This is a genomic window from Candidatus Acidiferrales bacterium (assembly GCA_035934015.1).
GTDB lineage: Bacteria > Acidobacteriota > Terriglobia > Acidiferrales > UBA7541 > DAHUXN01.
The window spans coordinates 190183-213851 of the sequence record DASYYH010000023.1; the positions used below are offsets into that span (position 1 = coordinate 190183).

The following is a 23669-nucleotide window of genomic DNA, read 5'->3' on the forward strand; positions in this document are numbered from 1 at the left end:
CGATTTTAACTTGCTCTGCGATATCAGTCGAATTGCAAATCGCAGAAATGCGAACTGTCTCAGTTGTCCAGTCGCACGACGAACGCAACGAACTGATCCCGTTCTTCGAGCTGCTGGGCGAGTTGCTGAGCCGCGTTTTGAGTCGTAAAACGGCCGGCGCGCACGCGGTAAAACATTCCGTTCGGCGAATCGTACTGCGTAATCGTCACCGGCGAATATTGCGCACTGAGGCGATCCCGCAAGCGTTCGGCATTGCTTTCCACGGAAAATGCTCCTACTTGCACGCCAAAAAAGCCCACATTCGGGTCCGGTCCGCCGACGACGGCGAGCCTCACCGATGCGGTTCCTGTTCCGATCATGCCAATGGCAACAGCCGCGGAATACGAGAGATCGATGATGCGATTCGCAACGAACGGGCCGCGGTCATTGATTCTCACTTCGACCTGTCTGCCGTTGTTCAAGTTCGTGACGCGTACGACCGCGCCGAACGGCAAAGTCCGGTGCGCGGCTGTGTATGTAAACATGTTGTAGATTTCGCCGTCCGACGTGCGCCGTCCGTTAAATGGAACCCCATACCACGACGCGACTCCCTGTTCGGTGTATTGAACGGCTGGAGCGGGCGAAGGTCCAATTGTCGGGGCAGGCACGGGTTGCTGCGGCGGAGCCGTTGTGGGTTGTTCGGCGGGCGGGACAGACACCGGAGGATTTGCGATTGGCCGGTGATGCGCGCATCCCGCGAGGACCAGCGCGATAAAAAATACACAAAAAACAGGAGAAAGGCAGTCCGCAGCCATCCCCGATGACCCTCGGGAATTCACGATCCGCACCGCGTTTCGGCCGTCCGATTTATCCTCTGCATTCGGTTTCTACGCATCGCGTGGTTCATCTCTTCGTGTGCTTCTGAAATTTTCCGGTATTATAGAAACGCGGGCAAGATGCCGCAAGGAAACCATTGCCTCTTCCTCTACGCTGGCGTTGGAAACTGGAACGATGGCGCGACAGCTTCTCCGGGATGTTTCACGCCAAGGAGAGCGAACGCCGCCCGCAACTCTGCCCTGCCTGCGGCACGCTGGTTGGTTCGACGGCCACGCGATGCCACCAATGCGGCGCAAGCCTGACGTTTTCTCTCGCCGCGGCCAGCCGCAAGCTCAGCAGAATCATGCCTTCTACTGCGCCGGTCACCTACGGAATTTTGGTTTCGTGTTGCGTTCTTTACGGCCTCAGCCTTCTGCTCACCCTGCGAATCGGCGGCCAAGTTGCGCCGCAAGGAGGCGGGATTCTCGGAATGCTTTTCGGCATCGGCTCCGTTGATTCGCGGGTCCTTCAGGCCATGGGCGCATCGCTGCCGCTTCCAATCAACCTCGCCCAACCTTGGCGGCTTATCACCGCGTCTTTTCTTCATGCCAATCTGATGCACATTGTGTTTAACATGTGGGTTCTGGTCGACTTGGCTCCAGCTGTCGAGGAAGTTTACGGTTCTTCTCGTTTTTTATTCTTATATATTGCCTGCGGAATTGGCGGCTACGTTCTCAGCGGTTTTATGGGACATTTCAGCATTGGCGCTTCTGGCGCGATTGTTGGGCTCATAGGCGTTCTGTTGGCGATCACGTATCGCCGAGGCGGTTCGCACATGCAGCAACTTCGCTCGCAGGTCTACCGCTGGATTATCTATCTTGTTTTATGGGGATTCTTCTTTCCGGGCATCGACAACATGGCGCACCTCGGCGGCGGCATCACAGGCTTCATTCTCGGCAAATTGATGATGGACCGCGAACCAGCCGACGCATCAGAGCGCAAACGCGCATATCTTCTGGGGTGGGGGACAGCCGTCGTCGTGCTCGCAAGCTTCGTACTGACAATCGTGGCCGCTCGCACTGGCTTTCATATCCATTACTGAGCCAGAGCGGCGAAATTTGTCGTGCCTTTACCTAGAGTTTGCGCGCAACGACGATGCTGTAATGGAATCCCGAAAAGATTGTGAACCCAGCAACGAGATAGACAAGCAGCACGCGCAGATCATGTAGGGTCGGATTAGGCGTGAGGGCGCCAATGATCACAATCAGCACCAGCAGGATTTGAAACGCGGTTGATAACTTACCGAAAAGGCTAGGCGGAAACGCCGTGTACCCGACCACAAGCAAGATCACGGCGCAGGCCGTCAGCAAGAGCACGTCGCGTCCCAGGACAAGAATCGCCAGCCACCAGCCAATTTTCCCCTTCAAAGCCAGCATCAGGAACGATGAGGAAAGCAGCAACTTGTCTGCGATGGGATCGAGCAGCATGCCTAGCTGCGTTTTCTGATTCAGCCGCCGCGCCAAAAGACCATCGAGCGCATCGCTCAACCCAGCTGCGATCAGAAGAACTAGCGCCCAATCGTAACGGTTATAACGAATCGCGATGATGAAGAAGGGCAGAAAGCCCAGCCGAAGGAACGTCAGCTGATTCGGAACCGTGAAAATATTCTTGTCCATGGAGCGTTTCGGGAGACCGTCAGGCAAATTGCGTCAGATAATTCTCGAGTGTCTGTCCCACTTTCGCCGCGAATTTTTCCGCCAGTGAAGGAATCGAACCCCGCGCCTCATCCAGGGCAATCCGTTCGATGCGCTGCATGGGGAAAAAAAGCGTCGGCAGGCCGATTCGCTCACCTTCGGGATGCTTCACCTGGCGCACAAAATCATCGAACGATTCCAGATCAATTCCGCGTAGCGTTACGCCGGCGACGGATACCTCTAGCAGTTCGCCCCAAATGCGCTCCTTGGGGCTGTGCAGGCTGACGACGACAATAGAATGCGGCTCCATCTTCTCCCCTGAGATTTCTCGATTGATGCTACCTCATTCCCTTGCCGCGCGCACGCATTCGCGGCGCTGGAGTTGCGGCGAGGCAACGGGTCATACCGAAATCGCTTTGAGGTTCGCGGCGACATGCAACTGCGCCTCGGTGGCCTTTTGCACGTCTTCGGGTCTTAATCCCGGTGCGATTTCCTTCAAGATCAGGCCTTCTGGCCGGACATCAATTACAGCCATCTCCGTCACGATCATCTTCACCACGCCAACGCCAGTCAGCGGCAGCGTGCATTTCTTCATAATCTTCGGCTGGCCCTCTTTGTTGGCATGCTCCATGGCGATGATCACCCGTTTGGCGCCTGCTACCAGATCCATCGCGCCGCCCATGCCCTTGAGCATTTTCCCAGGAATGGCCCAGTTGGCAAGGTCTCCCTTTTCATCCACTTGCAGTGCGCCGAGAACTGTCACGTCAACTCGCCCGCTGCGAATCATCGCAAAAGAATCGGCGCCCGAAAAATAACAGCAGCCCGGAATTTCCGTAATCGTTTCCTTTCCGGCGTTGATCAAATCCGCGTCTTCTTCACCTTCGTAAGGATACGGTCCGACTCCCAGCATTCCGTTTTCCGATTGCAGCACGACTTCCACGCCGGGGGGCAGAAAATTCGGCACAAGCGTCGGCATGCCGATTCCCAAATTGACGTAATAGCCATCGCGCAATTCCTGCGCCACGCGCCGCGCGATGAATTCACGCTTGTCCATATGTCCCGTCATTTGCTCCACTCCTATTGGCGCTTCCGCAACGTGCGTTTCTCGATCGGATGACTGTAGTTTCCGCCCTGGAAAATCGCATTGATGAAAATCCCCGGCATATGGATAGAATCCGGATCGAGCTCACCTAACTCGACGAGTTCTTCGACCTCCGCTATGACGTAATCTCCAGCAGTCGCCATCACCGAATTAAAATTCCTGGCCGTTTTTCGGAAAACGAGATTTCCCCAGCGGTCGCCTTTCCACGCTTTGATGAACGCAAACTCTCCACGAAGCCAGGGCACCATAACGTAATTTCGCCCATGGAATTCGCGCGTCTCTTTTCCTTCCGCAGCGGGCGTGCCGTATCCGGTCGGAGTGAAAAATGCAGGGATGCCCGCGCCGCCGGCTCGTATACGCTCCGCAAGCGTCCCTTGCGGATTCAGTTCCACCTCGATTTCGCCGCTCAGCGCCAGATTTTCGAATCTCTTGTTTTCGCCCACATAACTCGCGATCATCTTTTTTACTTGCTTCGATTCGAGCAGCCATCCGATGCCGTAAGTATCCGTGCCGGCGTTGTTGGAGATGAGCGTCAGATCTTTCGTTCCCTTTTTGTGCAGGGCGCGGAGCAGATGTTCCGGCACGCCGCACATCCCGAAGCCACCGACGAGGATCGTCGCGCCATCTTTAATGCGTTCAATCGCCACTTCGGCGTTTGTGACCCGCTTATCCATACAATCCGGCCTCCGCAATCCCGCCGCCAATGAAACTCAATTTCGATAGCCAAGATTACTCGGAAAGTCTACTGCAAATTGCGACGCGTGGAGTGGAGGGATTTGTAGAGTTCGTTTGCGACGCGGAATTCCTGTTCGAGTTCGCGATTGGCCAAGCGCGTGCGAAGAAAATCGATCGCCTGGGTCACGCGGTCGAGCGAGCGCGAAATGTTCTCCGTATTCGTCAGGCAAATGTCACGCCATACTTCATAGGGGCTGCCGGCAATACGCAACAAGTCGCGCAAGCCACGTCCTGCAAGAGACGTAGGAAGGCCAGTCTCATCGGTTTCGTCGCTAATTACGCGCGCCAGAGCCACGATGAGAAGCTGCGGCATCTGCGACACGACGGCGAGTGCCCAATCGTGCGTATCGGCGTCGCACCACACGGGCTCGGCACCTATTGCGGACAAGAGCGACGCAAATCGAACAACGCGATCATCTTCTTCGCGCGGGGTTCCAATCAGGGCGTAGCGGGCGCCGCGAAAGAGCGCCGCATCGGCGTTTTGTATCCCAGAATTTTCCTTGCCCGCAATGGGATGGCCTCCCAGAAAGCGTCCTCGGCCGCAAAATATCGTCTCCGCCAATCGGCAAATTTCCACTTTTGTGCTTGCGGCATCGGTCACCAAAGCTTGGTCGCCGCATTTCGCTGCAATCGACGGCAGGATTTCCATTGCAGCGCCAATCGGCAGCGCGATGTAAATCAGATCCGCTTCGCTCACCGCCGAGCCAATTTCTGGCGCGATCTTCCACTTCCAGCCGCGTTCCGTGATTTGACGTAACACTTCTGGGCGGTCGTAGGCCACGATTGAGATTTGCGGAAATTTGTCGTGCAGGGCGAGCCCGAAAGAAGCACCGATCAATCCTGTTCCCAGGATCGCGACGCGGCGAAAAGGAACGCCTTCAGGCATTCGCGTCTCGCCGGCTGAGGCCATGCCGGGCTGCATGCTTCAACAACTTCACGCGTGCCGCGACTGCCTCGGCTGCCGCAGTTGACGAGGGCGCCTTTTCGATTTCTGCCACGAGCGCCGACCCGACTACGACCGCGTCAGCAATCCCCCCGAGCACCGTTACTTGCGTAGGCAGAGAAATACCGAATCCCACAGCGATCGGCAGGGACGCAAATTTTCGCGCTCGGCGGACCATCGCCGGCAACTCCTCCGGCAATGAATCTTTCGCGCCCGTAACGCCGGTCCGCGAGATGACATACAAAAAACCGCTCGACGCTTCGGAAATCAGCTTCAACCGCGCATCAGTGGAAGTTGGTGAAGCGAGAAATATGGTGTCGAGGCCGTGCAACTGCATCGTTGCACGATACTCGCTGGCTTCTTCCGGCGTCATATCCGTGACGAGAACGCCGTCCGCTCCGGCCTGCTGAGTCCTCGTCGCAAACTTTTCCAGTCCCATTTGCAAAATCGGATTGAAATAACTGAAAAGCACGAGCGGCACTTGCGTTTTCTCGCGCAGTCGCGCAACTAGATCAATCACGTTCGCCAGTGTCGTTCCCTGGCGCAACGCGCGTTCGCTGGCGCGCTGGATCGTGGGGCCATCAGCAACCGGATCGCTGAAGGGAACGCCAAGTTCGATCACGTCAGCGCCTGCTGCGGCAGCTGCGAGAACAATTTCCTCAGTGGCGACGAGCGACGGATCTCCCACGGTTAGATAGGCGACGATGCCCAATTCAGCAGAGCCTGCCAGCTCCTTGAATCGCCGTCCGATTCGCGTCTGCGTCGCGGTGCCGAGTTTCGCCGTCCGTTCATTCATATCGTGCCAGAATTTCCATATCCTTATCGCCGCGGCCGGAGACATTTAGAATCGCGATTTCGTCACGCCTCATTTTTGGGGCGCGTCGCATCAATTCCGCCAGCGCGTGCGCGGACTCGAGAGCAGGGATAATTCCCTCGATCTTCGCGAGCGTTTTTACGGCTTCGATGGCCTCGTCGTCGCGCACCGCTGTGTATTCGGCGCGGCCGCGGTCCGCCAGCCATGCGTGTTCAGGGCCGATGGCAGGATAATCGAGTCCTGCTGAAACAGAATGCGTGGTGGAAATCTGCCCATCCGCCGTCTGCAAGACGTACGTATATGTGCCTTGCAGGACGCCCGGTTTCGCGCCGGCAAATCCCGCGGCCGCCGCCAATCGGGCCGCGTGTTCGCCGAGCGCTGTGCCTCGTCCGCCAGCCTCCACGCCCACCATCCTCACATTCGCGTCGTCGAGAAAATCATTGAAAAGTCCGATCGCATTCGAGCCACCGCCGACGCAGGCGAAGAGCCAATCGGGCAGGCGTTTTTCGGCATGCAAGATCTGATCGCGCGCTTCCCGCCCAATCACGCGATGGAAATCCCGCACCATTGCGGGATAAGGATGCGCGCCGAGCACGGATCCCAGCAGGTAGTGTGTCGTCCGAACATTGGTCACCCAATCGCGCATGGCTTCGTTAATGGCATCTTTCAGCGTCTTGCTCCCCGCATCCACGCCAATGACCTCTGCGCCCAGCAGCCGCATGCGAAACACATTCAGGCGCTGGCGTTCCATATCTTCCGCACCCATATACACGGTGCATGCCAGCCCAAGCCTCGCCGCGACAGTGGCCGTGGCCACGCCGTGTTGTCCCGCGCCGGTTTCCGCAACGACGCGGCGCTTACCCATTCGCACCGCGAGCAATCCTTGCCCGATGCAGTTATTGATTTTGTGCGCGCCGGTATGGAGCAGATCTTCGCGCTTCAAATAGATCTTTGACCCGCCCAAATACTGCGTCAGCCGCGAGGCAAATTGCAGTGGCGTGGGCCGGCCGGCGAAGTTGTGCAGCAGATCATCGAACTCCTGCCGGAAGCTGGCATCCGAACGCGCTTCGTTATACGCACGTTCCAGGTCCTCAAGAGGAGCCATCAACGTTTCTGGAACGTACCTGCCGCCATAGGCTCCGAACCTGCCGCGGGCGTCCGGCACACTCTCAGCTATAGTTCTTGTAGCCATTTTTCACTCTCGGGCTCATTGGATTCTTCCGCTGTATGCTCTGCACTGCCGCCATCAATAGCTTCAGTTTTCTCGCATCCTTTTTCCCAGGCCGCTTTTCGACTCCACTACATATGTCGATCGCGAACGGCTCTGTTTTCCGGATTGCTTCAGCAACATTTTCTGCAGTCAAACCACCGGCGACAATCACCGCACCATAATCTCTTGCCTGACGCGCGGCTCGCCAATCGAATCGATTTCCCGTGCCGCCGCGTCGCTTGGCGTCATATCCGTCGAGCAAAAATCCAGCAGCGCTCCGGTACTTTTTCAGTTGCGCGACTCGAAATCCCGGCAAAACGCGAAATGCTTTGATGACAGGATATTTTCGCGCAAGATGCTCAACTTGCTTGGGCGATTCCTCCCCATGCAACTGCAATGCATCGAGATTCACGGTTCGTGCCGTTCGCAAAACTTCTTTCTCTGGAGCATTTACAAAAACACCCACGGCGGCCACTTCGTCCGGCAAACGGCGAATGATTTCTCTCGCGTGAGAAAGGGAGATTCGCCGCGGGCTCTTGGGATAGAAATTGAATCCCAGCGCTTCCGCGCCGGCATCCACGGCGGCCTTGGCGTCCGCCCGGTTCGTGATGCCGCAAATCTTGACCTGTACCATAACCCTATCCTGCGAGGAGGTCGCGCAAACTTGCCGCCGGATCCGGCCTCCTCATCAGATGCTCGCCGACGAGAAACGCGTCGAATCCGGCAGCGCGCAATCGCTCGATGTCGCCTCGTGAATGAATGCCCGACTCGCTCACGGCGACGCATTCCTCCGGAATCGCATCGATCAAGGCGAAAGAAGTATCGAGTTTCACTTCGAATGTCTTCAGGTCGCGATTATTTACGCCGATAATTTTCGCGCGTACGTTCATCGCGCGCGCCAGCTCTTCGCGCGAATGCACCTCGACCAGCGCTTCCATGTTCAATTGGCGCCCCAATTCCAGTAACTCTCTGAGCGTCTCATCGTCCAGAATCGCGACAATCAATAAAAATGCATCCGCCCCGGCTGCTCGCGTCTCCCACACTTGCCACGGGTCAACGATAAAATCCTTGCGAAGAATAGGGATCTTCGTCGTTTTAGATACTTCTTTCAAATCTCCGAGCGATCCCTGAAAAAAATCTTCTTCGGTGAGAACCGACAGTGCCGTGGCACCGGCTGCTTCGAGCATAGGTGCCGTCACGACAGGTTGGTAATCGGCGCGCAACAGTCCGCACGATGGCGAAGCCTTTTTCAGTTCGGCAATCACGTTGCATCCGGCACGCACAAGAGCGCCGGGGAAATCTCGCGGTGCTGGTGCTTTCTTCTGTACAGCAAGCTTCAACGCAACGTCGGGCAAAACGCGCTTACGGTGGGCAATCGTTTCGCGTCGCCGCTCGACGATGCGTGCCAGAACATTCTTCGAGTCTGCACTAATTTGCATTTTTCAATATTCATTCAGCAGGCGCAAAAATGCGCTCGGTTCCCGGCTCAGGCAGGGAGAATCGCTTCGAATATGCTAGTCTGCGCCTCGGTTCTGTGTCAATTTTTCTGCGCGCGGGAAATGAATCGGGGGGATGACCTTCGCACCGAATTTTCCAAACTTCTAGATCGCCCCGACAGAACCGCCTCCTGCCCTCTATTTCATCAGAACGTAACGCCCGCCATCCGTCACGGCGATTACGATATTCATTATCAGCATCATCAGGTCGTAGTGCCACCCGTATCCGTTCTTGCCCCAAAATCCCGTGTGCCACACGGCGATTTTCTTTTGAATGGCGCCGAGCATGAGGAGAATCAAACCAAGTGCCGCAATCTGCTGCAAAACGCCGAATACGGTACCTAGGCTCCCGGCAATCTCCGCCGTGCCGAGGAAGATGGTAAAACCCTTGCTCATCCCAATACTCTTGGATCTTGCGACCGGATCTTTCACATGATTCCAACCACTCGTGATGAAAATCACGCCGACCATCAGCCTCAGAAGGAGAATTCCGAAATCCTCGTACCGCAGCAATTGTGGAATCATGGGTTGTCCTTCTTGGTTGTAAGTGTTATCGCCACATGCGCTTCGTCAAGCACGATTGGAGTATAACCCTCGCGAACGATTCCCCGATGATTCCAGATCATCGGGAGCACGTCGAACGAACCCGCGCCGTCATACTGTAGTTCGGGCTACAATCGCAGCCAGCAAATAAACGTCGTTATGGCAACCGACCCGAAAATCGCGACTGCTCCCGTGATCGAATTCCGCGATGTGCAATTTCGCGTCGCCGAACACATCATATTGAAGCATCTTTCCTTTGAGGTGCGACGGGGCGAAACGCTGGTTCTTCTTGGCCGCAGCGGCTCCGGAAAAACCACGGCCTTGCGGCTCGTAAATCGTCTGTTGGAACCCACCGCTGGCGAAGTGTGCGTCGAAGGCCAGAGGACACTCGATCAAGATCCAATTCGCCTTCGCCGCCAGATTGGATATGTCATACAGGAATCCGGCCTCTTTCCCCACTTCACGGTCGAGCGCAATATTGCGCTTGTGCCGCACCTTGAGAATTGGGAAAAAGGACGAGTCAGCGAGCGCGTGCATGAATTGCTCCGGCTCTTTGGTCTCGAGCCGTCGCAATTCGCGCGCAGATATCCTCGTGAGCTATCCGGAGGCCAGCGCCAGCGCGTGGGAGTTGCGCGTGCGCTCGCTGCCGATCCTCCGATTCTTTTGATGGACGAGCCTTTTGGGGCGCTGGACCTTTTGACTCGGACAAAAATTCAGCGCGAATTCCTCGCACTTCAGCACGAAATGCACAAGACAATTCTTTTCGTCACGCACGACGTCGGCGAAGCGCTGCTGCTTGGCACTCGGATTGCATTGCTGGAAGCTGGCGAACTCATGGGAGTCTACACGCCCGGCGAATTCCTTCATTCTTCAGAACCCATTGCCGCCGCATACGTTTCGGCCTTTCGCGCGGGTATTGTCCAACAATCTCCTGAAAAGCGAGGCGTCGAATGAATCTCGCGCAGTTTTTCTTGGCTCATCGACAGGAAATTCTTCAATCTACCGCAGAGCACATATGGCTCGTCATTATTTCAATGCTTCTTGCGACTGCTGTTGGCGTGCCGCTTGGGATCGCTGTCACGCGAAAACCGTGGCTTTCAAAGCCGATCTTGGGAACGGCGAACGTCGCGGAGACGATTCCCAGCCTCGCGCTTTTTGGATTTCTACTGCCTGTTCCATGGCTCGGCGCCCGGGCAGACCGTCTCGCAATCGTCGCTCTTGCGCTTTATGCGCTGCTGCCGATCATTCGTAACACGGTGGCGGGGGTTCGCGGGATCGATCCTAATGTTCGTGAAGCCGCGCGCGCCATGGGCATGACGGATTCGCAAATTTTTCTTCGTGTCGAGCTACCACTCTCGTTGCCGGTGCTTTTGGCTGGGATCCGCATCGCCACAGTTTGGACGGTCGGCATCGCCACGATAGCAGCTGCTATTGGAGCGGGCGGACTGGGAGAGTTTATTTTTCGCGGATTGGCGATGGTCGATAACCGCGTGATTCTGGCAGGTGCGATTCCTGCGGCAATTCTCGCTATTCTAGCGGATGTGATTCTCGGCCTTTTGGAACGCGGCCTCCGTTACTCACGATGACGCGTATGCGGCGCCCCAGCCTTATTCTCTGCGCCGCGGTGGTTGTGCTCACCATCGGAGGATGTTTCACTCCGCGGAACACAATTGTCGTCGGCTCGAAGAATTTCCCCGAACAAGCAATTCTTGGAGAGTTGCTCGCACAGCAAATCGAAGCGAAGACCGGCTTCCATGTTGAGCGACGCTTCTATTTGAGCGGTACCTATATTTGCCACCAGGCTTTGCTTGCTGGGCGCATCGACATGTATGTTGAATATACGGGCACGGCGCTAACTGCGATTTTGAAAGAAGAGCCAGAGAAAGACCCGCTCGCTGTGTTTGACCGCGTTCGCGACGAATACGCGCGCCGCTTTCATCTTGTTGTCGAGCCACCGTTGGGCTTTAACGATAGTTTTGCAATCGTCATTCGAGGAAACGAGGCGCGGCAACATAATATCCGCACGATTTCAGGAGCGTCCAAATACGCTGCGGCATGGCACCCGGGATTCGGCTACGAGTTTATGGAACGACCGGACGGCTACGAAGGCTTGATAAATACCTATGGCCTGAAATTCTCGACAGCCCCGCGCATCATGGACCTCAATCTTCTCTATCGTGCGTTGCTTTCGCATCAGGTGGACGTCATCGCGGGGAACACGACCGACGGCCAATTGCTCACGAATGATTTCACTGTTCTCGAAGACGATAAGCACTATTTCCCGCCGTATCAGGCTGTAACGGTCGTTCGAGAAGAAGCGCTCTCACAATATCCCGCTCTGGTGCAGGTGCTCACGGACCTCCGCGGAAAGATCTCCGACCAGGATATGCAGCGGATGAACTACGAAGTTGTAGGGAAGCGCAAGGACATCGCGGTTGTGGTTCGCGACTTTCTTCATTCGGCCGGGTTTGACTCAAATACCAAATAGTGCTTAGCGAGGAATTGACGAACGGAACTGTGAGATTAATGTTTACCAGACTTTCCTTTTTCGATTTCTTCGGCAAGTTCGGCACGAGTCAAGAGGCCCTTCTTCAGAAGCAATCGTACGATGGCCTCAAGAACTTCAGCCACATTGGTATGTGCGTGGGGAGCCCTGCTGGTCATGGCAAGAGGCCGCGTTGACGCAGGCGGCGTCGGCGCCTTTTGAAGCGGATCCGCAGCGGCCGGAATGACAGGAATTTCCGGCACAATCGTCCTGAGCTTTTCGAGCTGGCTGGCGTTCATGCTGTCGAAGGCAACTCCCATACCCATCCCGCTCAGGGTGCTGCGAACCACTCCAGTGCAGAAAAGATTCGATGCCCCTGAACTGAGGGTGAGTTCCACTTTCGTGTCGGCTGGGAGGGGAGCAAGCATCTCGATGTAACAGCCCGCAGGGCTGACGTCGGTCACCGTACCCGGCACAATTACATCTTCTTCTGCGATGCGTATCTTGGCGGGAATCCGGCACGGCGTGCGTTCAAATCGGCGACGCCCCGACTGCGCACTATGGGGACTGGAATCGGGATGCAAAGGATCCGAACCAGTAGGATTCGGCAGCGTCATGTAGGCACCTCTCGATTCAACCCGCTCGGGCTGCGGAAGAGGAAGCCGCGTCCGTAACTTCTTGCTCGGCACACATCCTAGGCCTGCAAACCTGAGCTGGTCAAGATGCGCGCCGTCCGAGTTCACTCAAAATCTGTCTGCCTTCACAAAATCACACTGCAATTCATGAAAACAATTCGGTTAATCAGCCTCTTGCAGCGTTTTGAGATGCGCTTCGAGAGATGCGGCGTATTCCCTTTCAGCCTCTAAGTCTGACTGCAATTTCTTTACGAGCATTTCCAATCGCTTGATTTCAAATCGTAGTTTTTGCGCGTCAGCCGAAATAGAGACCGGGGATTTTGTGCCGGAACCCCCATTAGGCCGCGCAGTCGCGGGAGCAGAAGAAACTTCGCTGGCGGTTGCGCCTGGCCTATTCATTCCTCCATTGGAAGCGGGGGAAACGGCAGCTGGCACCATCGGCGGCGCAGCCGGTGCGCTAAAAATCCCTGAAAGTGTCTCCGCAGCAGGTCGCACCGCTTGCGGAGCCACAGAAATGTTTGCCGCAGCAGTTCCGGCTTGCGCCGGCTTCGGATTGAGAAGATTCTTGATCCTTGTAATCAGTTCTTGCGGCTGAAAAGGTTTCCGAATCAGCTCGTCGGCTTGGACAGCAATTGCTTTCTCCGCGACCGTCCGGTTTACAACTCCCGACATCAGGATAACTGGAGTTTTCTGTAAGTCCGGATTCTGCTTGATGAGCTGGCAGACTTCGTAGCCATCCTTATCCGGCATGATGACGTCGGTAATCACCGCATCGGGAGCCGATTCTCCGAATTGTGCGAGCGCCGATGCTGCATCGGCACATGTGATGACATTAATCGATTCGCGGCGAAATGCGATCTTGATCACTTCGCGCATCGTGGCGCTGTCGTCGATAAAATAAACCGTCGGGACATGTTCCGTTAGCAGGGTAGGCATATCGCTCATGATTGCTCCCGCTCGGAATTCTCCGGCGAAATTCTCGCGTGCTCGCGTTCCATTTCTCCCAGCGGAGAAGCGGCTGCGTCTTCCACACCCGAAGACGCGTGTACTTCTTCCAGGGCTGCCAAGTTTTCTTCCGTCGCCTCGTCGCGCGCGGCCTCATCCAGTTCGCGCATCGCATCCAGCATCAAGTCAGTCGCGGAGCGAAGCACGGTGCGCTGCGCTGCAATGACTCCGTAAACGAATTTGTACGTGCCCTTTCCTGCGCCTTCGCACGACTTCAAGATGTGCACCACGGCTTCGTCGCCGAAGAGCGTTCCGCATTCGGCATGCGAGAGTTCGCCGCCGTCAAAGTAGATGACGCCATCCGTTTCGCCGGAATTGATGTTTAGCGCGCCGGTTTGACGGGCCTGATTGAGCATTTGGATCACGCCCGGCAGATCCATGCGCGAAAGATCGCCCGTCAGCGATGCCATGGAGTTCGGAACCATCTGCGTTGGTTGAAAACCCTCCTGCCGGCTGAGGAGAAAATTGCGCACGTGCGCCGCAATATCTTCGGGTCCGCGACGCCGGTCGACATAATCGTCGCAGCCGCGTCGAAAAGCTTCCATCAGCGCTTGCTCGCCGCCATTGCCCACAGCAATCAAGGGAATGGACGCCGTTTTCGAATCGCCTCGCAGGATAGGTGCAATTTCATATGCGCTCATTTCGCGCAGATTCGTCGCGCACAGGATCGCCGCCGGAGTATTCCATTCCAACATGGTCAGCGCATAGGGCGCCTGCGGACTTGCCAGCACGTCAAAACCCTCTTGCTTCAAAGCGTCGCTCAGCTTCTTCGAAAAATAGACATTGCTGTCAATCAGCAGGATTTTGGGCAGAGCGGCAGTCACGTTCATGGAGCCGGTTCCGTCCCAATTGTCGTAGTGTTTCTCTGAAACTCAGCGATCAATTTCCCCATGTCCAGCACTTCAATTTCTTCTTCGCCGGCCCGCAATGTTCCGACAACGTGTGCTGCCCTTGTTTCCGCGCTCGCATCAATCGGCGAATAACTCTCCGCATTTGCCAGTTCGCATTCTTGAACGACTGGGATGGCGCACCAGTCCCGCACTTTTCCTATTTTCCATTCCGCTACGAGATAGAAGCGCCCCGGCATCGGACTCCCTTCGCCGAAAAGCTGGCTCACGTCGCAAACCGGAACGACCCGCCCCCGGCGAATGATTACTCCCGTTATCCACGGCGTTTGATTCGGAAACTTTTGCAACCTTCCTTGCGCAACGAGTTCGATTACAGACTCTGCCGGCAGCGCGACTTTCCGGTTGTCCAACGGCAGCAGCACAAAGGAACGCAATTGAAGTTCGGCCGTGACGCTCATTGCGAAACCGCCCTCTTCGTTTCTTCGCTCGCGTCGCCTTGCACATTCTCAGAGGCCGCGGCGTCGTCCGCCTTTGCGACTGCTTCGAGTCTCGCGAGTTCGTTCTCTGTCAGGAATCCGGAAGGATTCACTACCGGCACAATGTCTTCACCGATGAGAGTCACTCCTCGGTACCAGGCGCGTTCCGGCCCGGAAAAGCTCGCGGGCAGGGCCATCAGAAGCGAGATCGTTTCCATCCGGTCGATGGCATCCACGAGAACCGCGACATGGGTGTGCCGCAGCACAAGTACCAGCGTCGGTCTCGATATCGCCAAATTAAAATGTGCGCAACCATTCACAACGTAATAGGCCTTGCGGCCCCGCTGCACCACGTGCCGGACTTTCGACAAACCTTGCACTTCGATTTCCGATGCCACGCCGGAAATGCTATCCGTGCTGCGAATCTCGTGAATCGCGCTCGCCGTGATTGCGAACATCTGTCCCGAGATTGTGAAAAGAATGACCGCTTCGGTACGGCCGGTTTTCCGCGCGAGCTGCCATTCGCTGGGCGCTATTTTCATCGCAGCACCGGTTGGGCAGTGCGCGCCAGTTGACGTACGCGTTTTTCAATCGTGGTGCAAATTTGATCGAGCGGGAGAATCTGTCCCACGGCGCCGGTCTTGATTGCTTCCGCAGGCATTCCGAAAATGACTGAGGTCGCCTCATCCTGCGCGATCACGCTTCCGCCCGCGCGCTGGATCGCTCGCGCCCCATTTGCGCCATCATTGCCCATGCCCGTGAGCACGACCCCGATCGTCATTGGTCCAGCCCACGCAGCCACAGTTTCCATCGCCACATCAGCGCACGGACGATACCCGTCAATTCGCGGTCCATCATCCAGCACAATGCGTCCGAGCGACGAAATCCGCAGGTGATGAGAACCAGGACACACATACAGTATCCCTGGCCGCAGAATTTCGTTCGTCTCCGCCTCTTTCACCTCGATTTCCGTCACTTCCGAAAGCTGCGTTGCGTACTGACTCGTAAAAGTCCCCGGCATGTGCTGAACGAGCACAACAGCCGCCGGAAAATCTTCTGGAAAGCCCGGCGCGAGACGCATCACGGTCGCGGGTCCGCCGGTCGAAGCCACAATCACCACAACAGGAAAGCGCCCGCCGGAACCTCCGCTGCCTGTCTCTCCAGCATCAGCAGAAGCCAAACGCGTGTGGTGAGTGCTCGGAGCATGGTGCTTGGAACGCGTGGCTGTGCGCACAACGCGCACTTTCGCCGCCATCTTCAGCTTGCGATTGAGTTCTTCTCCGACCACATTCATATCCAGGTCGATGCCGTTCGACGGCTTCGGCACAAAATCGATAGCGCCGAGTTCCAGAGCGACAAGCGTGCTCGCCGCGCCTTCGCGCGTTTCCGAACTCACCACCACGATGGGCCGCGGATTCTGCGACATGATTTGCTCGGTTGCCTGTAATCCGTCCAAACGCGGCATATTAATGTCCATCGTGATCACGTCGGGCTTCAAGGACTCAGACATCGTGATGGCTTCCATGCCGTCTTTTGCCTGCCCGACAACTTCCATAAGCGGGTCGGCGCTCACGATCGAGTGCAGCACTTTTCGCATGAACGCCGAATCGTCCACGATCAACACTCGAATTTTCTTCGCCGCCGCGCTCATCGCTAACTCACGGGCACAAGCCGCCGTCGCGTGCCCGTTTTCTCTATTTCAAAGATCTTGTCCACCTCTGCAAGAAGCTGCTCCTCCTGCACAGGCTTTGTGAGGAAGGCCACCGCTCCTTCTTTCAATGCACGGTCGCGATGTTTCGCGCCTGCGCGCGAGGTCACGACCATCACAGGAATCCGCCGCGTGTCGGGACTCTGCCGTAGGTGGCTCATCAGCTCATACCCGTTCATTCGCGGCATTTCGAGATCGGTGACAACCAAATGTGCGCCCGATTGCGTTACAAGCTCGGCCGCCTCCAATCCGTCGGAAGCCAGACGCACGCGGTAGCCTGCCTTTTCGAGCATGCGCCCCACAAATTTCCTCACGCTGATGGAATCGTCCGCCACGACGATCACGCGCTCTTCTTGAACTTCGTCGATCGCTTCGGCCGGAATACTTCCAGATGCCACTGCCGCCGCGCCCGGCGCGAATATACGCGCGGCGGCGGTTGTAGACGCCAGCGTCGCGTGTTCCGAGAGCTCCTGCGCGGCAAGCCTATGCAAGTCGAGTACGAGAATCAAGCTGCCGTCCGGCGCTATGCTCGCGCCGGGGAATAGTTTCACGTTGCGCAGAAATTCGCCCAGATTCTTGATGACCACTTCGTCCTTGCGCAGCACTTCATCCACGACGATTCCCACGCGCCGCCCGCCTACGCGGACAATCACCATACGGAAATAACCGCTGACGGTTTCGAGAAATGGTAGTCCGAGGCGCGTATCTAACCGCACGACGTCGATGATTTCGTCGCGCACTTTTGTCAGTAACTTGCCTCCGACTTCATCGATCTCTTCCGGCCGCAGCCTGCGAATCTCTTCCACGAACGCCAGCGGCAACCCAAACACAAATGTGTTGCAGCGGACAAAGAGCGCCTGCGAAATGATCAGCGTAAGTGGAACTTTCAGCGTGAAGCATGCGCCTTGGCCTACTTCGCTGTGAATTTCAACTTCGCCGTTCAGTGCTTCGAGATTCGCTTTCACGACGTCGAGGCCCACCCCGCGTCCTGCCAGCTCAGTTTTTTCATTCGCGGTCGAAAATCCCGGGAGAAACAGCAGATTCTGAAGTTCGCGATCGCTCATCTGGCGAGCTTGATCGGGCGCAACGAGTCCGGATTCAACTGCGCGTGCGCGGATTCTTTCGGGCCCGATCCCGCGGCCATCATCCTCGACTTCGATGAAAATGTGATTCCCGCGGTGATAGGCGCGAACGGTGAGGACGCCTTTCGGATTCTTCCCGCTCATCGCCCTTTCGGAGGGCTCTTCGATCCCGTGTGCGACGGCGTTGCGCACGATGTGAATCAGTGGATCGGAAATCAATTGAATGATGTTGTTGTCGAGCTCGGTTTCAGCGCCATCGAGAACTAACTCGACTTCCTTGCTCGCAGACTTTGCGGCGTCGCGAACAGTCCTCGTCAGCCGCGTATAAAGATTTCCGATCGGTACCATTCGCGCCGCTGTGATCTGATCCTGCAGGTGATGCGCAAGTTTAGTGAATTCGTCGATGTCGGCGTCGACACGGCCGATGAACCCATTCAGTTGCGTAAGGACTTCGTTCACATCCGCGGAAATTTCCGTCAGCGACCGCGATAAAATGTTGAAGTCATCATAGCGGTCCATTTCCAGTTCACTAAAATCGCCGAACGTATCTCGCCGCGCGTCTGCGAGTGCGGCGTTCGAGTTTAAGGCTTTGTTCTTGGATTCAGTCGGCGCCAGCGGCGTGTTGTTTGAACCGATCCAGTTGAATTCGTATTTGTCCTGGAAACCAGATATTTTCTCGCCCAGGCGGCCCTTTGAAAAATTGAGAATTTCCACGAGTTTTTCGAGTTCCGCCAGCCGCCCGATCATTCTTGTGCGGTTGATCACCAGTTCGCCGACTGCGTTCATCATTTTGTCGAGGCGTTCCAGAGAAATGCGAACGGAATGCAGTTGTGGCGCGCTGGGAGTAGTGGGTTTCTGGACAGACGCCTCTGCTTTTGCCTCGCTCGGTTCGCCGTTGGCCGTCACGCCAGTCGCGAGCGCAGCCGCTTCCACAAGTGCTCCGCCCGCCAGATGCAGCCCGGCCTCCGCGCCCTGCTCCGGAAGAAACTCGCTAATCCTTCCCAGTAAAAGGTCAACGGCAGAACGCGCCAGAGATTCGCTCGTCCATTCGGCATGCAGGAACTTCTTGAGAACATCGACGGATTCCAGGCAGAGGTCGGTCAATTCCGTCGTTGGAGCAAGAGCACCATCACGCATTTGCCCAATCAAATCCTCCACGCGATGCGCGATGGCGGAGATGCGATGCAGCCCGACCTGGGCCGCCGAACCTTTGATCGTGTGAATCGAGCGGAAGAGCCGGTTGATCTCTTCAGGGGTTGCATTTGACTCCAGCGCCAGCACGCATTCTGTAATTGTCTGGAGATGTTCCTCCGCCTCGGGCACGAAGAATTGCCGAACTTCGTCGGGCACGTCGCCATCCACCGGCAACGCGTCGTAAAAGGAAGCATGTCCCACAGGGTTCGCGGACTCTGTTACCGCGACCGATGGATTTGGCTCTGGAACTGCCGCCGGAGGAACCGCCTGCGCGGTCCCCGTCGGCGGGAAGGCAAACGAATATCGCTGCTTGAACGCGTGAATATCCGAAGCCACTTCGTTGCTGCTGTTGCTGATCTCCAGCAAATCAAATTCGAGGACGGAAATCGCGTCAGAAAGAAATTCCGTAAGCGGAGAAATCGTATCCGGATTCAGCGGCGCGTTTCGCGTGTACTGGAAAATATGCGCCAGCTTCCCGGAGATTTCCGAAAACAGCGGAAACCCATACGTCGCCGAAGTGCCGCACAGCGTGTGCGCCGCGATGTAGAGCCGCTCGAGATCGTCCGCATTCGGCTGCGGCTCCTGCAGGATGCTCGAATACTCCCGCAGAAACTGCAGGTGTTCGGAAGCTTCCTGGAGGAAGACCTCGATGGCGCCTTTTCCCGGATCACTCACAGGGATCCTTCCACTAGCGCAGCGTTGCGATAAACCATTTCGCCCGCGGGCTTGCGATAGAGAATGCAGTCGCCGCACACAGCCGATTCGAAATTCACCGGAATATTTGACAGCGATTCCGAATGACCCACAAACAGATAACCCCCGGGTTCGAGGTATTCATAGAAATGCTGGATCAGTGAATTGCGCCGCGCCTCCGAGAAATAAATCATCACGTTCATACAGAAAATAATGTCGAGCCGCCCCAAATAAACCGCCTGCGCCAGATTCATCGGCGCGAAGGACACCATGCGGCGAAGTTTCGGCCGTACGACAAATTCGCTGCCCGCAGCCGAGAAGTGCGTTTCCAGTTGCCGAGGCGACACACTTCCCAGGTTCCGGCGCGAGTAGACGCCGCTTTCCGCTTGTTTCAGCGCGTGCTTGCTGATGTCCGTGGCGAGGATTTCGATATTCCAGGCGTCGGCGAACATCAACGCGTCCGCGATCGTGATCGCGATGGAATAAGGTTCCTCGCCGGTGGCGCAGCCGGCGCTCCAAATGCGCAGCGTCCGCGGCGTCTCCCAAAACTTTTTCATATGCAATTCCGGCAGCACTTTTTTTTGCAACGCTTCGAAAACAGCGGGATAACGGAAGAAGGATGTTTCCTGCGTCAGCAGCCGCTCGATCAGCGCGTCGTATTCGACGTTTGACCCGCGGATTTTCCGCAGAAGATCTGTGCCGTGCGGCAAATGTTTCGCGGCCATGTGCTCGCGGACGCGCGTCGAAAAAAATCGTTCGCGCGAGGCGTCAAACAGAATTCCAGAGCGGCGCTCGATGAGCGTGCGAATCTCATCGAGCTCGTATTCCGTAATGGCGGCGGTCGCTTTTTCTTTCATCATGGGCACGCCTCAGCGGGCGGCGCTCTGGCCGGCCGGTTGCTGAATTCCAGTCTCGTGTCCCTTAGCGGCGTGCACCGGCTGGGACCGGTTCCGGCCGTGCTTCTTCGATGGCAGCCTCCGAGCCATTTCTCGACGCATATCGGAACTGCGCCAGCGCCTCGTTCAATTGTTCGGAAAGTCGCGCCATGTTGCCGACCGTCGAAACGGTTTGCCGCGCGCCCTGCGAAGTTTGTCGCGTGATGCCTGAAATAATCTGCATCGCATTGGCCACGCCTTCTGTTCCGCGTACTTGCTGTTTCGATGCCAGCGAGATTTCCTGAACCAGTTCGGCCGACTGGCGGACAACGCTCGAAATGGCTTCAAGCGCTTTTCCGGCCTGATCTGCAAGGCTCGCGCCGACTTCCACTTCTTTCGTGCCCTCTTCCATCACGACAACCGCTTCGTTCGTCTCCGCCTGAATTGCCTTGATGAGCGCGGCGATGTCCTTCGTCGCGCTGCGTGAATGCTCGGCGAGCTTGCGGACTTCGTCGGCGACGACTGCGAAACCGCGTCCCGCTTCGCCTGCGCGCGCGGCCTCAATTGCTGCGTTAAGGGCCAGCAGGTTCGTCTGCTCGGTGATGTCGTTAATCACGTTGATGATTTCCGAAATTTCCAGCGACCGGTCGCCCAGCGATTTGATTTTCTTTGCCGTCGCCTGCACCGATGCTCGAATGCGCTGCATGCCTTCGAGCGTATCGCGCACGGCGCGGTTGCCCTGTTCGGCTGCGTCCAGAGCGCGTCGTGCCGCTTCTGCGCTGGCCTCGGCGTTGTTCGACACTTGCTTCATCGACACCGTCAGCTCCTCCACGGCCGACGACGTATTCGTGATTTCCTGATCCTGTTGCGTTGCGCCGGTGGTCATTTCATCGGCAGCCATCAAAATCTGGTTCGCGCTGGTGCTTACGTCGATAGCCGCCTTGCGGACGCGCTCGATGAGCTTGCTGAAATTATCGAGCATCAAGTTGACCGAATCCGTTACGTTGCCGAGCGCATCGTTGGTTACTCTTCCGCGGATCGTCAAATCGCCGCGCCCGACTTGGTTAATCAGGTTGAGCAAATCGGTGATGCTGCGCTGCAAGGATTCGGAAGCTTCCTGACTTACCGAAGAGCGCGCTAGCTTCGACGCGCTACGGTTCAGGTTTTCGGCGATATATCCGAATTCGTCGGTCGCGGAAATATCGGCCTTCGCGCCCTTATCTCCCGCGGCCAGCCGTTCGGAAAAGCTCGCCAGTTCCGTCAGTGGCGTGATCACGCGCTTTGGCAGCAGCATCACGTGAACCAAAAACGTGACGATGACCAGAGCTCCCGCCCCCAGCAAACTCCCCGAGGCGCCGCTTGGCAACGCACCGAAATTCGAAATGGATTGCCCGTTGGCGGCCGCTCCGGCATGGAAAGCCAGCCCCAGGACGGTAGCAAGCGCGGCCACATCCCACAGGATCAACCCCCAGATGGTCGTGCTCAGACGCGATTTCATAACATCCTCCGAAACTCCTGAAATTCACTGGCCACTTTCCGCGCAGCCGATTTTGTGTCCGTTCGATTCATTGGCCTCATATCACCGGAACCGGAAAAACCTCGAGCAACTTCGGCAAATCCAAAACCAGAGCAAGGCGGTCGTCGTGCCGCAACATTCCGCGGCAGTGCGGCACTTCGCTCGGCATCTGGTCAATCAAAGAGTCATCTGTTGCCGTGTACGTCCCGATCACTTCATCAGCCGCGATGCCAAGCCGCAAGCTCGTCGGGTGCGTTTCATCGCGCAGCGCCGCCACGACCACGTGACGCGGCAAAAGGCCCGGGCGCCGTCCTTCCGTGAACGCGATATCCATCAACGGAACAATCGATCCACGCAAATTGAACACGCCCATCAGAAACGCAGGCCCCAGCGGTATCCGTGTCACCGGAGGCCAATCGACCACTTCCTCGATTGCCAGCACCGAAAGACAGAAGCGTTCGCGCCCTGCGCGAAACACGCAATACTGACTCTCTGGCGACTGGTTCTCGGCCAGTCCATCGCCTTCGAATGGCTCGAGCGTGTCGGCGAGGCCCTGCCCTTCAGCCATTTCCGGGCCGATGGCTGTTAGCTCGCCGGAGTCGAATCCGTGCTCGTTCTTGTATTCGTCACGCATCAAGCGAATCTCCGCACGGTTTCCAAAAGCTCCTCGGGTGTGAATGGCTTGGCGATGTACGCATCTGCGCCTTGCTGCTGTCCCCAGAATTTGTCGCTCGTTGTATTCTTCGAACTCACCAGAATCACGGGAATGCTCCCGAAATCGGCGCTTCCTTTAAGGTCACGGCACACCTGAAACCCATTTCGCTCCGGCATCACCACGTCGAGCAGAATCACACCAGGATGTTCCGTGCTGATCGTCTCTTCGGTCCGCCGCGGATCGCTCAGCCCCACTGCCGAATAGCCACCCTGTTCGAGAATCCCCTGCATCATTTTCAGGGCTGCGGCCGAGTCATCTATCACCAGCACCTTCTTCAACACACAATCCTCCCGCTTCTTGTCCGCATAGACATTTGCACGAGCAAAGCCAATCGACTTTGTTCGCTCTCCGGCGGTTGCGTGCAGCCCTATGCCGAAGACTACAAATCACTTAGCGCGCATTCCCTTCGTCTCTAACGTCCGGGAATTCGTCCTGAGACAACCTCTGCCGTCTCATCTTGAGATTGTTTCTCAGCCGCGCCAATCTCACTCGCTAGCGATGAGAATCTCTCCATGATCTGACTCAGCCGCAGGCCCATCGCCCGAATTGTCCGAATTTGCTCGCACCCTTGCTTGGTGACGGGCTCAGCGGCTAGGAGTAGCAGGTCCGCGTTGCCGACGAGTGAAGTCAGTGTGTCGCTGACAATGTGACTCATCTCCAGCATGTACCGTCCCAACGTAGCTTCCGTTCCGCGCGTGGCCGCAGCGCGCTCCGCTTGTCGTGCGCGTGCGTCCGCGTCGAGGCGTCGCAGTACCTCTTTCGAAACCAGCATCAGCGTGTCCAGCCATCCGTCTCGAAGCTGTATGTGAAGAGCTTCGGAGTGCATCCGATAGAAAGAATCCTTATCGTTCGCATCGCTGCAAATGCACGCCTCAACTCCGGCGCTTTCCAGGCCGCGGAGCAGGGGCTCGAGCGCACCCTCTCGCACCGGTCCAAGGATCGCGAATCGGTAATCTTCAAACATCGCGGCCTCTCCCACATCGCTCGACACTTGCGTGATCGCTCGCGCAGGAAGCCGGTGGTCCGCGCGCCAGCGGGCCGCCACAGCGTGCGCGAATTCCGGGTCGTCTGTGAGCACGAGAACATTGGATTGCTGCACTTGTGA

General features: G+C 56.9%; 27 protein-coding genes. 4 read left to right on the plus strand and 23 right to left on the minus strand.

What is annotated here, in order from left to right; genetic code table 11:
* Positions 1–59: 59 nt before the first annotated feature.
* The gene (locus tag VGR81_11565; protein HEV2289580.1) at positions 60–818 is read right to left on the minus strand and encodes a septal ring lytic transglycosylase RlpA family protein; all 759 of its coding nucleotides are present in this window, start codon (positions 816–818) and stop codon (positions 60–62) included.
* Between the two features lie 134 nt (positions 819–952).
* Between VGR81_11565 and VGR81_11570 the strand changes: the two genes are divergently transcribed.
* Positions 953–1897 (plus strand): rhomboid family intramembrane serine protease, encoded by a 945-nt coding sequence (locus VGR81_11570; GenBank protein HEV2289581.1) that lies wholly within the window; start codon positions 953–955, stop codon positions 1895–1897.
* Positions 1898–1928: 31 nt separating this feature from the next.
* Here the strand turns inward: VGR81_11570 and VGR81_11575 are convergent, their stop codons facing one another.
* The 10 genes from VGR81_11575 to VGR81_11620 form a co-directional block, all read right to left on the minus strand.
* Complete coding sequence (locus tag VGR81_11575) at positions 1929–2471, minus strand: CDP-alcohol phosphatidyltransferase family protein (GenBank protein ID HEV2289582.1); 543 nt, start codon at positions 2469–2471, stop codon at positions 1929–1931.
* A 19-nt stretch (positions 2472–2490) separates the two neighbouring features.
* Positions 2491–2799, minus strand: coding sequence for a hypothetical protein (locus tag VGR81_11580; GenBank protein ID HEV2289583.1), 309 nt, complete (start codon positions 2797–2799; stop codon positions 2491–2493).
* A 90-nt stretch (positions 2800–2889) separates the two neighbouring features.
* Positions 2890–3555, minus strand: coding sequence for a CoA transferase subunit B (locus tag VGR81_11585; GenBank protein ID HEV2289584.1), 666 nt, complete (start codon positions 3553–3555; stop codon positions 2890–2892).
* Positions 3556–3566: 11 nt separating this feature from the next.
* A complete protein-coding gene (locus tag VGR81_11590) occupies positions 3567–4265 on the minus strand; it encodes a CoA transferase subunit A (protein HEV2289585.1) in 699 nt (232 codons plus the stop codon).
* A gap of 68 nt (positions 4266–4333) precedes the next feature.
* The gene (locus VGR81_11595; protein HEV2289586.1) at positions 4334–5212 is read right to left on the minus strand and encodes a prephenate dehydrogenase/arogenate dehydrogenase family protein; all 879 of its coding nucleotides are present in this window, start codon (positions 5210–5212) and stop codon (positions 4334–4336) included.
* Positions 5205–6065, minus strand: a complete 861-nt coding sequence (trpA, locus tag VGR81_11600) for a tryptophan synthase subunit alpha (GenBank protein ID HEV2289587.1) — start codon at positions 6063–6065, stop codon at positions 5205–5207. The genes VGR81_11595 and trpA overlap by 8 nt, the downstream gene beginning before the upstream one ends.
* The gene (gene trpB, locus VGR81_11605; protein HEV2289588.1) at positions 6058–7275 is read right to left on the minus strand and encodes a tryptophan synthase subunit beta; all 1218 of its coding nucleotides are present in this window, start codon (positions 7273–7275) and stop codon (positions 6058–6060) included. The genes trpA and trpB overlap by 8 nt, the downstream gene beginning before the upstream one ends.
* Positions 7253–7927 (minus strand): phosphoribosylanthranilate isomerase, encoded by a 675-nt coding sequence (locus tag VGR81_11610; GenBank protein HEV2289589.1) that lies wholly within the window; start codon positions 7925–7927, stop codon positions 7253–7255. The genes trpB and VGR81_11610 overlap by 23 nt, the downstream gene beginning before the upstream one ends.
* A gap of 4 nt (positions 7928–7931) precedes the next feature.
* Positions 7932–8732 carry an indole-3-glycerol phosphate synthase TrpC gene (trpC, locus tag VGR81_11615; GenBank protein HEV2289590.1) on the minus strand — a complete coding sequence of 267 codons (801 nt, stop codon included), beginning with the start codon at positions 8730–8732 and terminating at the stop codon, positions 7932–7934.
* Positions 8733–8927: 195 nt separating this feature from the next.
* On the minus strand, positions 8928–9314 hold the full coding sequence (locus tag VGR81_11620; GenBank protein HEV2289591.1) for a DoxX family protein: 387 nt from the start codon (positions 9312–9314) through the stop codon (positions 8928–8930).
* A 177-nt stretch (positions 9315–9491) separates the two neighbouring features.
* Here VGR81_11620 and VGR81_11625 point away from each other — a divergent pair, with 177 nt between their 5' ends.
* Genes VGR81_11625 through VGR81_11635 form a run of 3 tightly spaced genes read left to right on the plus strand, consistent with a single transcriptional unit; the run spans position 9492 to position 11820 of the window.
* Positions 9492–10286 carry an ATP-binding cassette domain-containing protein gene (locus VGR81_11625; GenBank protein HEV2289592.1) on the plus strand — a complete coding sequence of 265 codons (795 nt, stop codon included), beginning with the start codon at positions 9492–9494 and terminating at the stop codon, positions 10284–10286.
* Complete coding sequence (locus VGR81_11630) at positions 10283–10918, plus strand: ABC transporter permease (protein ID HEV2289593.1); 636 nt, start codon at positions 10283–10285, stop codon at positions 10916–10918. The genes VGR81_11625 and VGR81_11630 overlap by 4 nt, the downstream gene beginning before the upstream one ends.
* Positions 10915–11820 (plus strand): glycine betaine ABC transporter substrate-binding protein, encoded by a 906-nt coding sequence (locus VGR81_11635; protein HEV2289594.1) that lies wholly within the window; start codon positions 10915–10917, stop codon positions 11818–11820. Before VGR81_11630 ends, VGR81_11635 begins: the two co-directional genes overlap by 4 nt.
* A 35-nt stretch (positions 11821–11855) precedes the next feature.
* Here VGR81_11635 and VGR81_11640 read toward each other — a convergent pair whose 3' ends face one another.
* The 12 genes from VGR81_11640 to VGR81_11695 all read right to left on the minus strand — a co-directional run bounded on the left by VGR81_11640 (position 11856) and on the right by VGR81_11695 (position 23663).
* The gene (locus tag VGR81_11640; GenBank protein ID HEV2289595.1) at positions 11856–12434 is read right to left on the minus strand and encodes a PilZ domain-containing protein; all 579 of its coding nucleotides are present in this window, start codon (positions 12432–12434) and stop codon (positions 11856–11858) included.
* 180 nt (positions 12435–12614) lie between these two features.
* Complete coding sequence (locus VGR81_11645; protein ID HEV2289596.1) at positions 12615–13397, minus strand: response regulator; 783 nt, start codon at positions 13395–13397, stop codon at positions 12615–12617.
* Positions 13394–14287, minus strand: coding sequence for a DUF4388 domain-containing protein (locus tag VGR81_11650; GenBank protein HEV2289597.1), 894 nt, complete (start codon positions 14285–14287; stop codon positions 13394–13396). Before VGR81_11650 ends, VGR81_11645 begins: the two co-directional genes overlap by 4 nt.
* Positions 14284–14763 carry a chemotaxis protein CheW gene (locus VGR81_11655; protein ID HEV2289598.1) on the minus strand — a complete coding sequence of 160 codons (480 nt, stop codon included), beginning with the start codon at positions 14761–14763 and terminating at the stop codon, positions 14284–14286. Before VGR81_11655 ends, VGR81_11650 begins: the two co-directional genes overlap by 4 nt.
* On the minus strand, positions 14760–15323 hold the full coding sequence (locus tag VGR81_11660; GenBank protein HEV2289599.1) for a chemotaxis protein CheW: 564 nt from the start codon (positions 15321–15323) through the stop codon (positions 14760–14762). The genes VGR81_11655 and VGR81_11660 overlap by 4 nt, the downstream gene beginning before the upstream one ends.
* Entirely contained in the window at positions 15320–16432 is a 1113-nt protein-coding gene (locus VGR81_11665) for a chemotaxis response regulator protein-glutamate methylesterase (GenBank protein ID HEV2289600.1), read from the minus strand. Before VGR81_11665 ends, VGR81_11660 begins: the two co-directional genes overlap by 4 nt.
* A gap of 2 nt (positions 16433–16434) precedes the next feature.
* On the minus strand, positions 16435–19440 hold the full coding sequence (locus tag VGR81_11670; GenBank protein ID HEV2289601.1) for a response regulator: 3006 nt from the start codon (positions 19438–19440) through the stop codon (positions 16435–16437).
* Positions 19437–20318, minus strand: a complete 882-nt coding sequence (locus tag VGR81_11675) for a protein-glutamate O-methyltransferase CheR (protein HEV2289602.1) — start codon at positions 20316–20318, stop codon at positions 19437–19439. Before VGR81_11675 ends, VGR81_11670 begins: the two co-directional genes overlap by 4 nt.
* Before the next feature lie 61 nt (positions 20319–20379).
* Complete coding sequence (locus VGR81_11680; protein HEV2289603.1) at positions 20380–21831, minus strand: methyl-accepting chemotaxis protein; 1452 nt, start codon at positions 21829–21831, stop codon at positions 20380–20382.
* A gap of 76 nt (positions 21832–21907) precedes the next feature.
* Entirely contained in the window at positions 21908–22483 is a 576-nt protein-coding gene (locus VGR81_11685; protein HEV2289604.1) for a chemotaxis protein CheW, read from the minus strand.
* Complete coding sequence (locus VGR81_11690) at positions 22483–22833, minus strand: response regulator (GenBank protein ID HEV2289605.1); 351 nt, start codon at positions 22831–22833, stop codon at positions 22483–22485. The genes VGR81_11685 and VGR81_11690 overlap by 1 nt, the downstream gene beginning before the upstream one ends.
* Positions 22834–22976: 143 nt before the next feature.
* Positions 22977–23663, minus strand: a complete 687-nt coding sequence (locus tag VGR81_11695) for a hypothetical protein (protein ID HEV2289606.1) — start codon at positions 23661–23663, stop codon at positions 22977–22979.
* Between the last annotated feature and the right edge of the window lie 6 nt (positions 23664–23669).

Excerpts from the sequence above, each read along its gene's own strand:
- VGR81_11575 (HEV2289582.1), bottom strand. The coding sequence starts at position 2,471 with ATGGACAAGAATATTTTCACGGTTCCGAATCAGCTGACGTTCCTTCGG.
- VGR81_11580 (HEV2289583.1), bottom strand. The coding sequence starts at position 2,799 with ATGGAGCCGCATTCTATTGTCGTCGTCAGCCTGCACAGCCCCAAGGAG.
- VGR81_11585 (HEV2289584.1), bottom strand. The coding sequence starts at position 3,555 with ATGACGGGACATATGGACAAGCGTGAATTCATCGCGCGGCGCGTGGCG.
- VGR81_11590 (HEV2289585.1), bottom strand. The coding sequence starts at position 4,265 with ATGGATAAGCGGGTCACAAACGCCGAAGTGGCGATTGAACGCATTAAA.
- VGR81_11595 (HEV2289586.1), bottom strand. The coding sequence starts at position 5,212 with ATGCCTGAAGGCGTTCCTTTTCGCCGCGTCGCGATCCTGGGAACAGGA.
- trpA (HEV2289587.1), bottom strand. The coding sequence starts at position 6,065 with ATGAATGAACGGACGGCGAAACTCGGCACCGCGACGCAGACGCGAATC.
- trpB (HEV2289588.1), bottom strand. The coding sequence starts at position 7,275 with ATGGCTACAAGAACTATAGCTGAGAGTGTGCCGGACGCCCGCGGCAGG.
- VGR81_11610 (HEV2289589.1), bottom strand. The coding sequence starts at position 7,927 with ATGGTACAGGTCAAGATTTGCGGCATCACGAACCGGGCGGACGCCAAG.
- trpC (HEV2289590.1), bottom strand. The coding sequence starts at position 8,732 with ATGCAAATTAGTGCAGACTCGAAGAATGTTCTGGCACGCATCGTCGAG.
- VGR81_11620 (HEV2289591.1), bottom strand. The coding sequence starts at position 9,314 with ATGATTCCACAATTGCTGCGGTACGAGGATTTCGGAATTCTCCTTCTG.
- VGR81_11625 (HEV2289592.1), top strand. The coding sequence starts at position 9,492 with ATGGCAACCGACCCGAAAATCGCGACTGCTCCCGTGATCGAATTCCGC.
- VGR81_11630 (HEV2289593.1), top strand. The coding sequence starts at position 10,283 with ATGAATCTCGCGCAGTTTTTCTTGGCTCATCGACAGGAAATTCTTCAA.
- VGR81_11635 (HEV2289594.1), top strand. The coding sequence starts at position 10,915 with ATGACGCGTATGCGGCGCCCCAGCCTTATTCTCTGCGCCGCGGTGGTT.
- VGR81_11640 (HEV2289595.1), bottom strand. The coding sequence starts at position 12,434 with ATGACGCTGCCGAATCCTACTGGTTCGGATCCTTTGCATCCCGATTCC.
- VGR81_11645 (HEV2289596.1), bottom strand. The coding sequence starts at position 13,397 with ATGAGCGATATGCCTACCCTGCTAACGGAACATGTCCCGACGGTTTAT.
- VGR81_11650 (HEV2289597.1), bottom strand. The coding sequence starts at position 14,287 with ATGAACGTGACTGCCGCTCTGCCCAAAATCCTGCTGATTGACAGCAAT.
- VGR81_11655 (HEV2289598.1), bottom strand. The coding sequence starts at position 14,763 with ATGAGCGTCACGGCCGAACTTCAATTGCGTTCCTTTGTGCTGCTGCCG.
- VGR81_11660 (HEV2289599.1), bottom strand. The coding sequence starts at position 15,323 with ATGAAAATAGCGCCCAGCGAATGGCAGCTCGCGCGGAAAACCGGCCGT.
- VGR81_11665 (HEV2289600.1), bottom strand. The coding sequence starts at position 16,432 with ATGAGCGCGGCGGCGAAGAAAATTCGAGTGTTGATCGTGGACGATTCG.
- VGR81_11675 (HEV2289602.1), bottom strand. The coding sequence starts at position 20,318 with ATGATGAAAGAAAAAGCGACCGCCGCCATTACGGAATACGAGCTCGAT.
- VGR81_11680 (HEV2289603.1), bottom strand. The coding sequence starts at position 21,831 with ATGAAATCGCGTCTGAGCACGACCATCTGGGGGTTGATCCTGTGGGAT.
- VGR81_11685 (HEV2289604.1), bottom strand. The coding sequence starts at position 22,483 with ATGCGTGACGAATACAAGAACGAGCACGGATTCGACTCCGGCGAGCTA.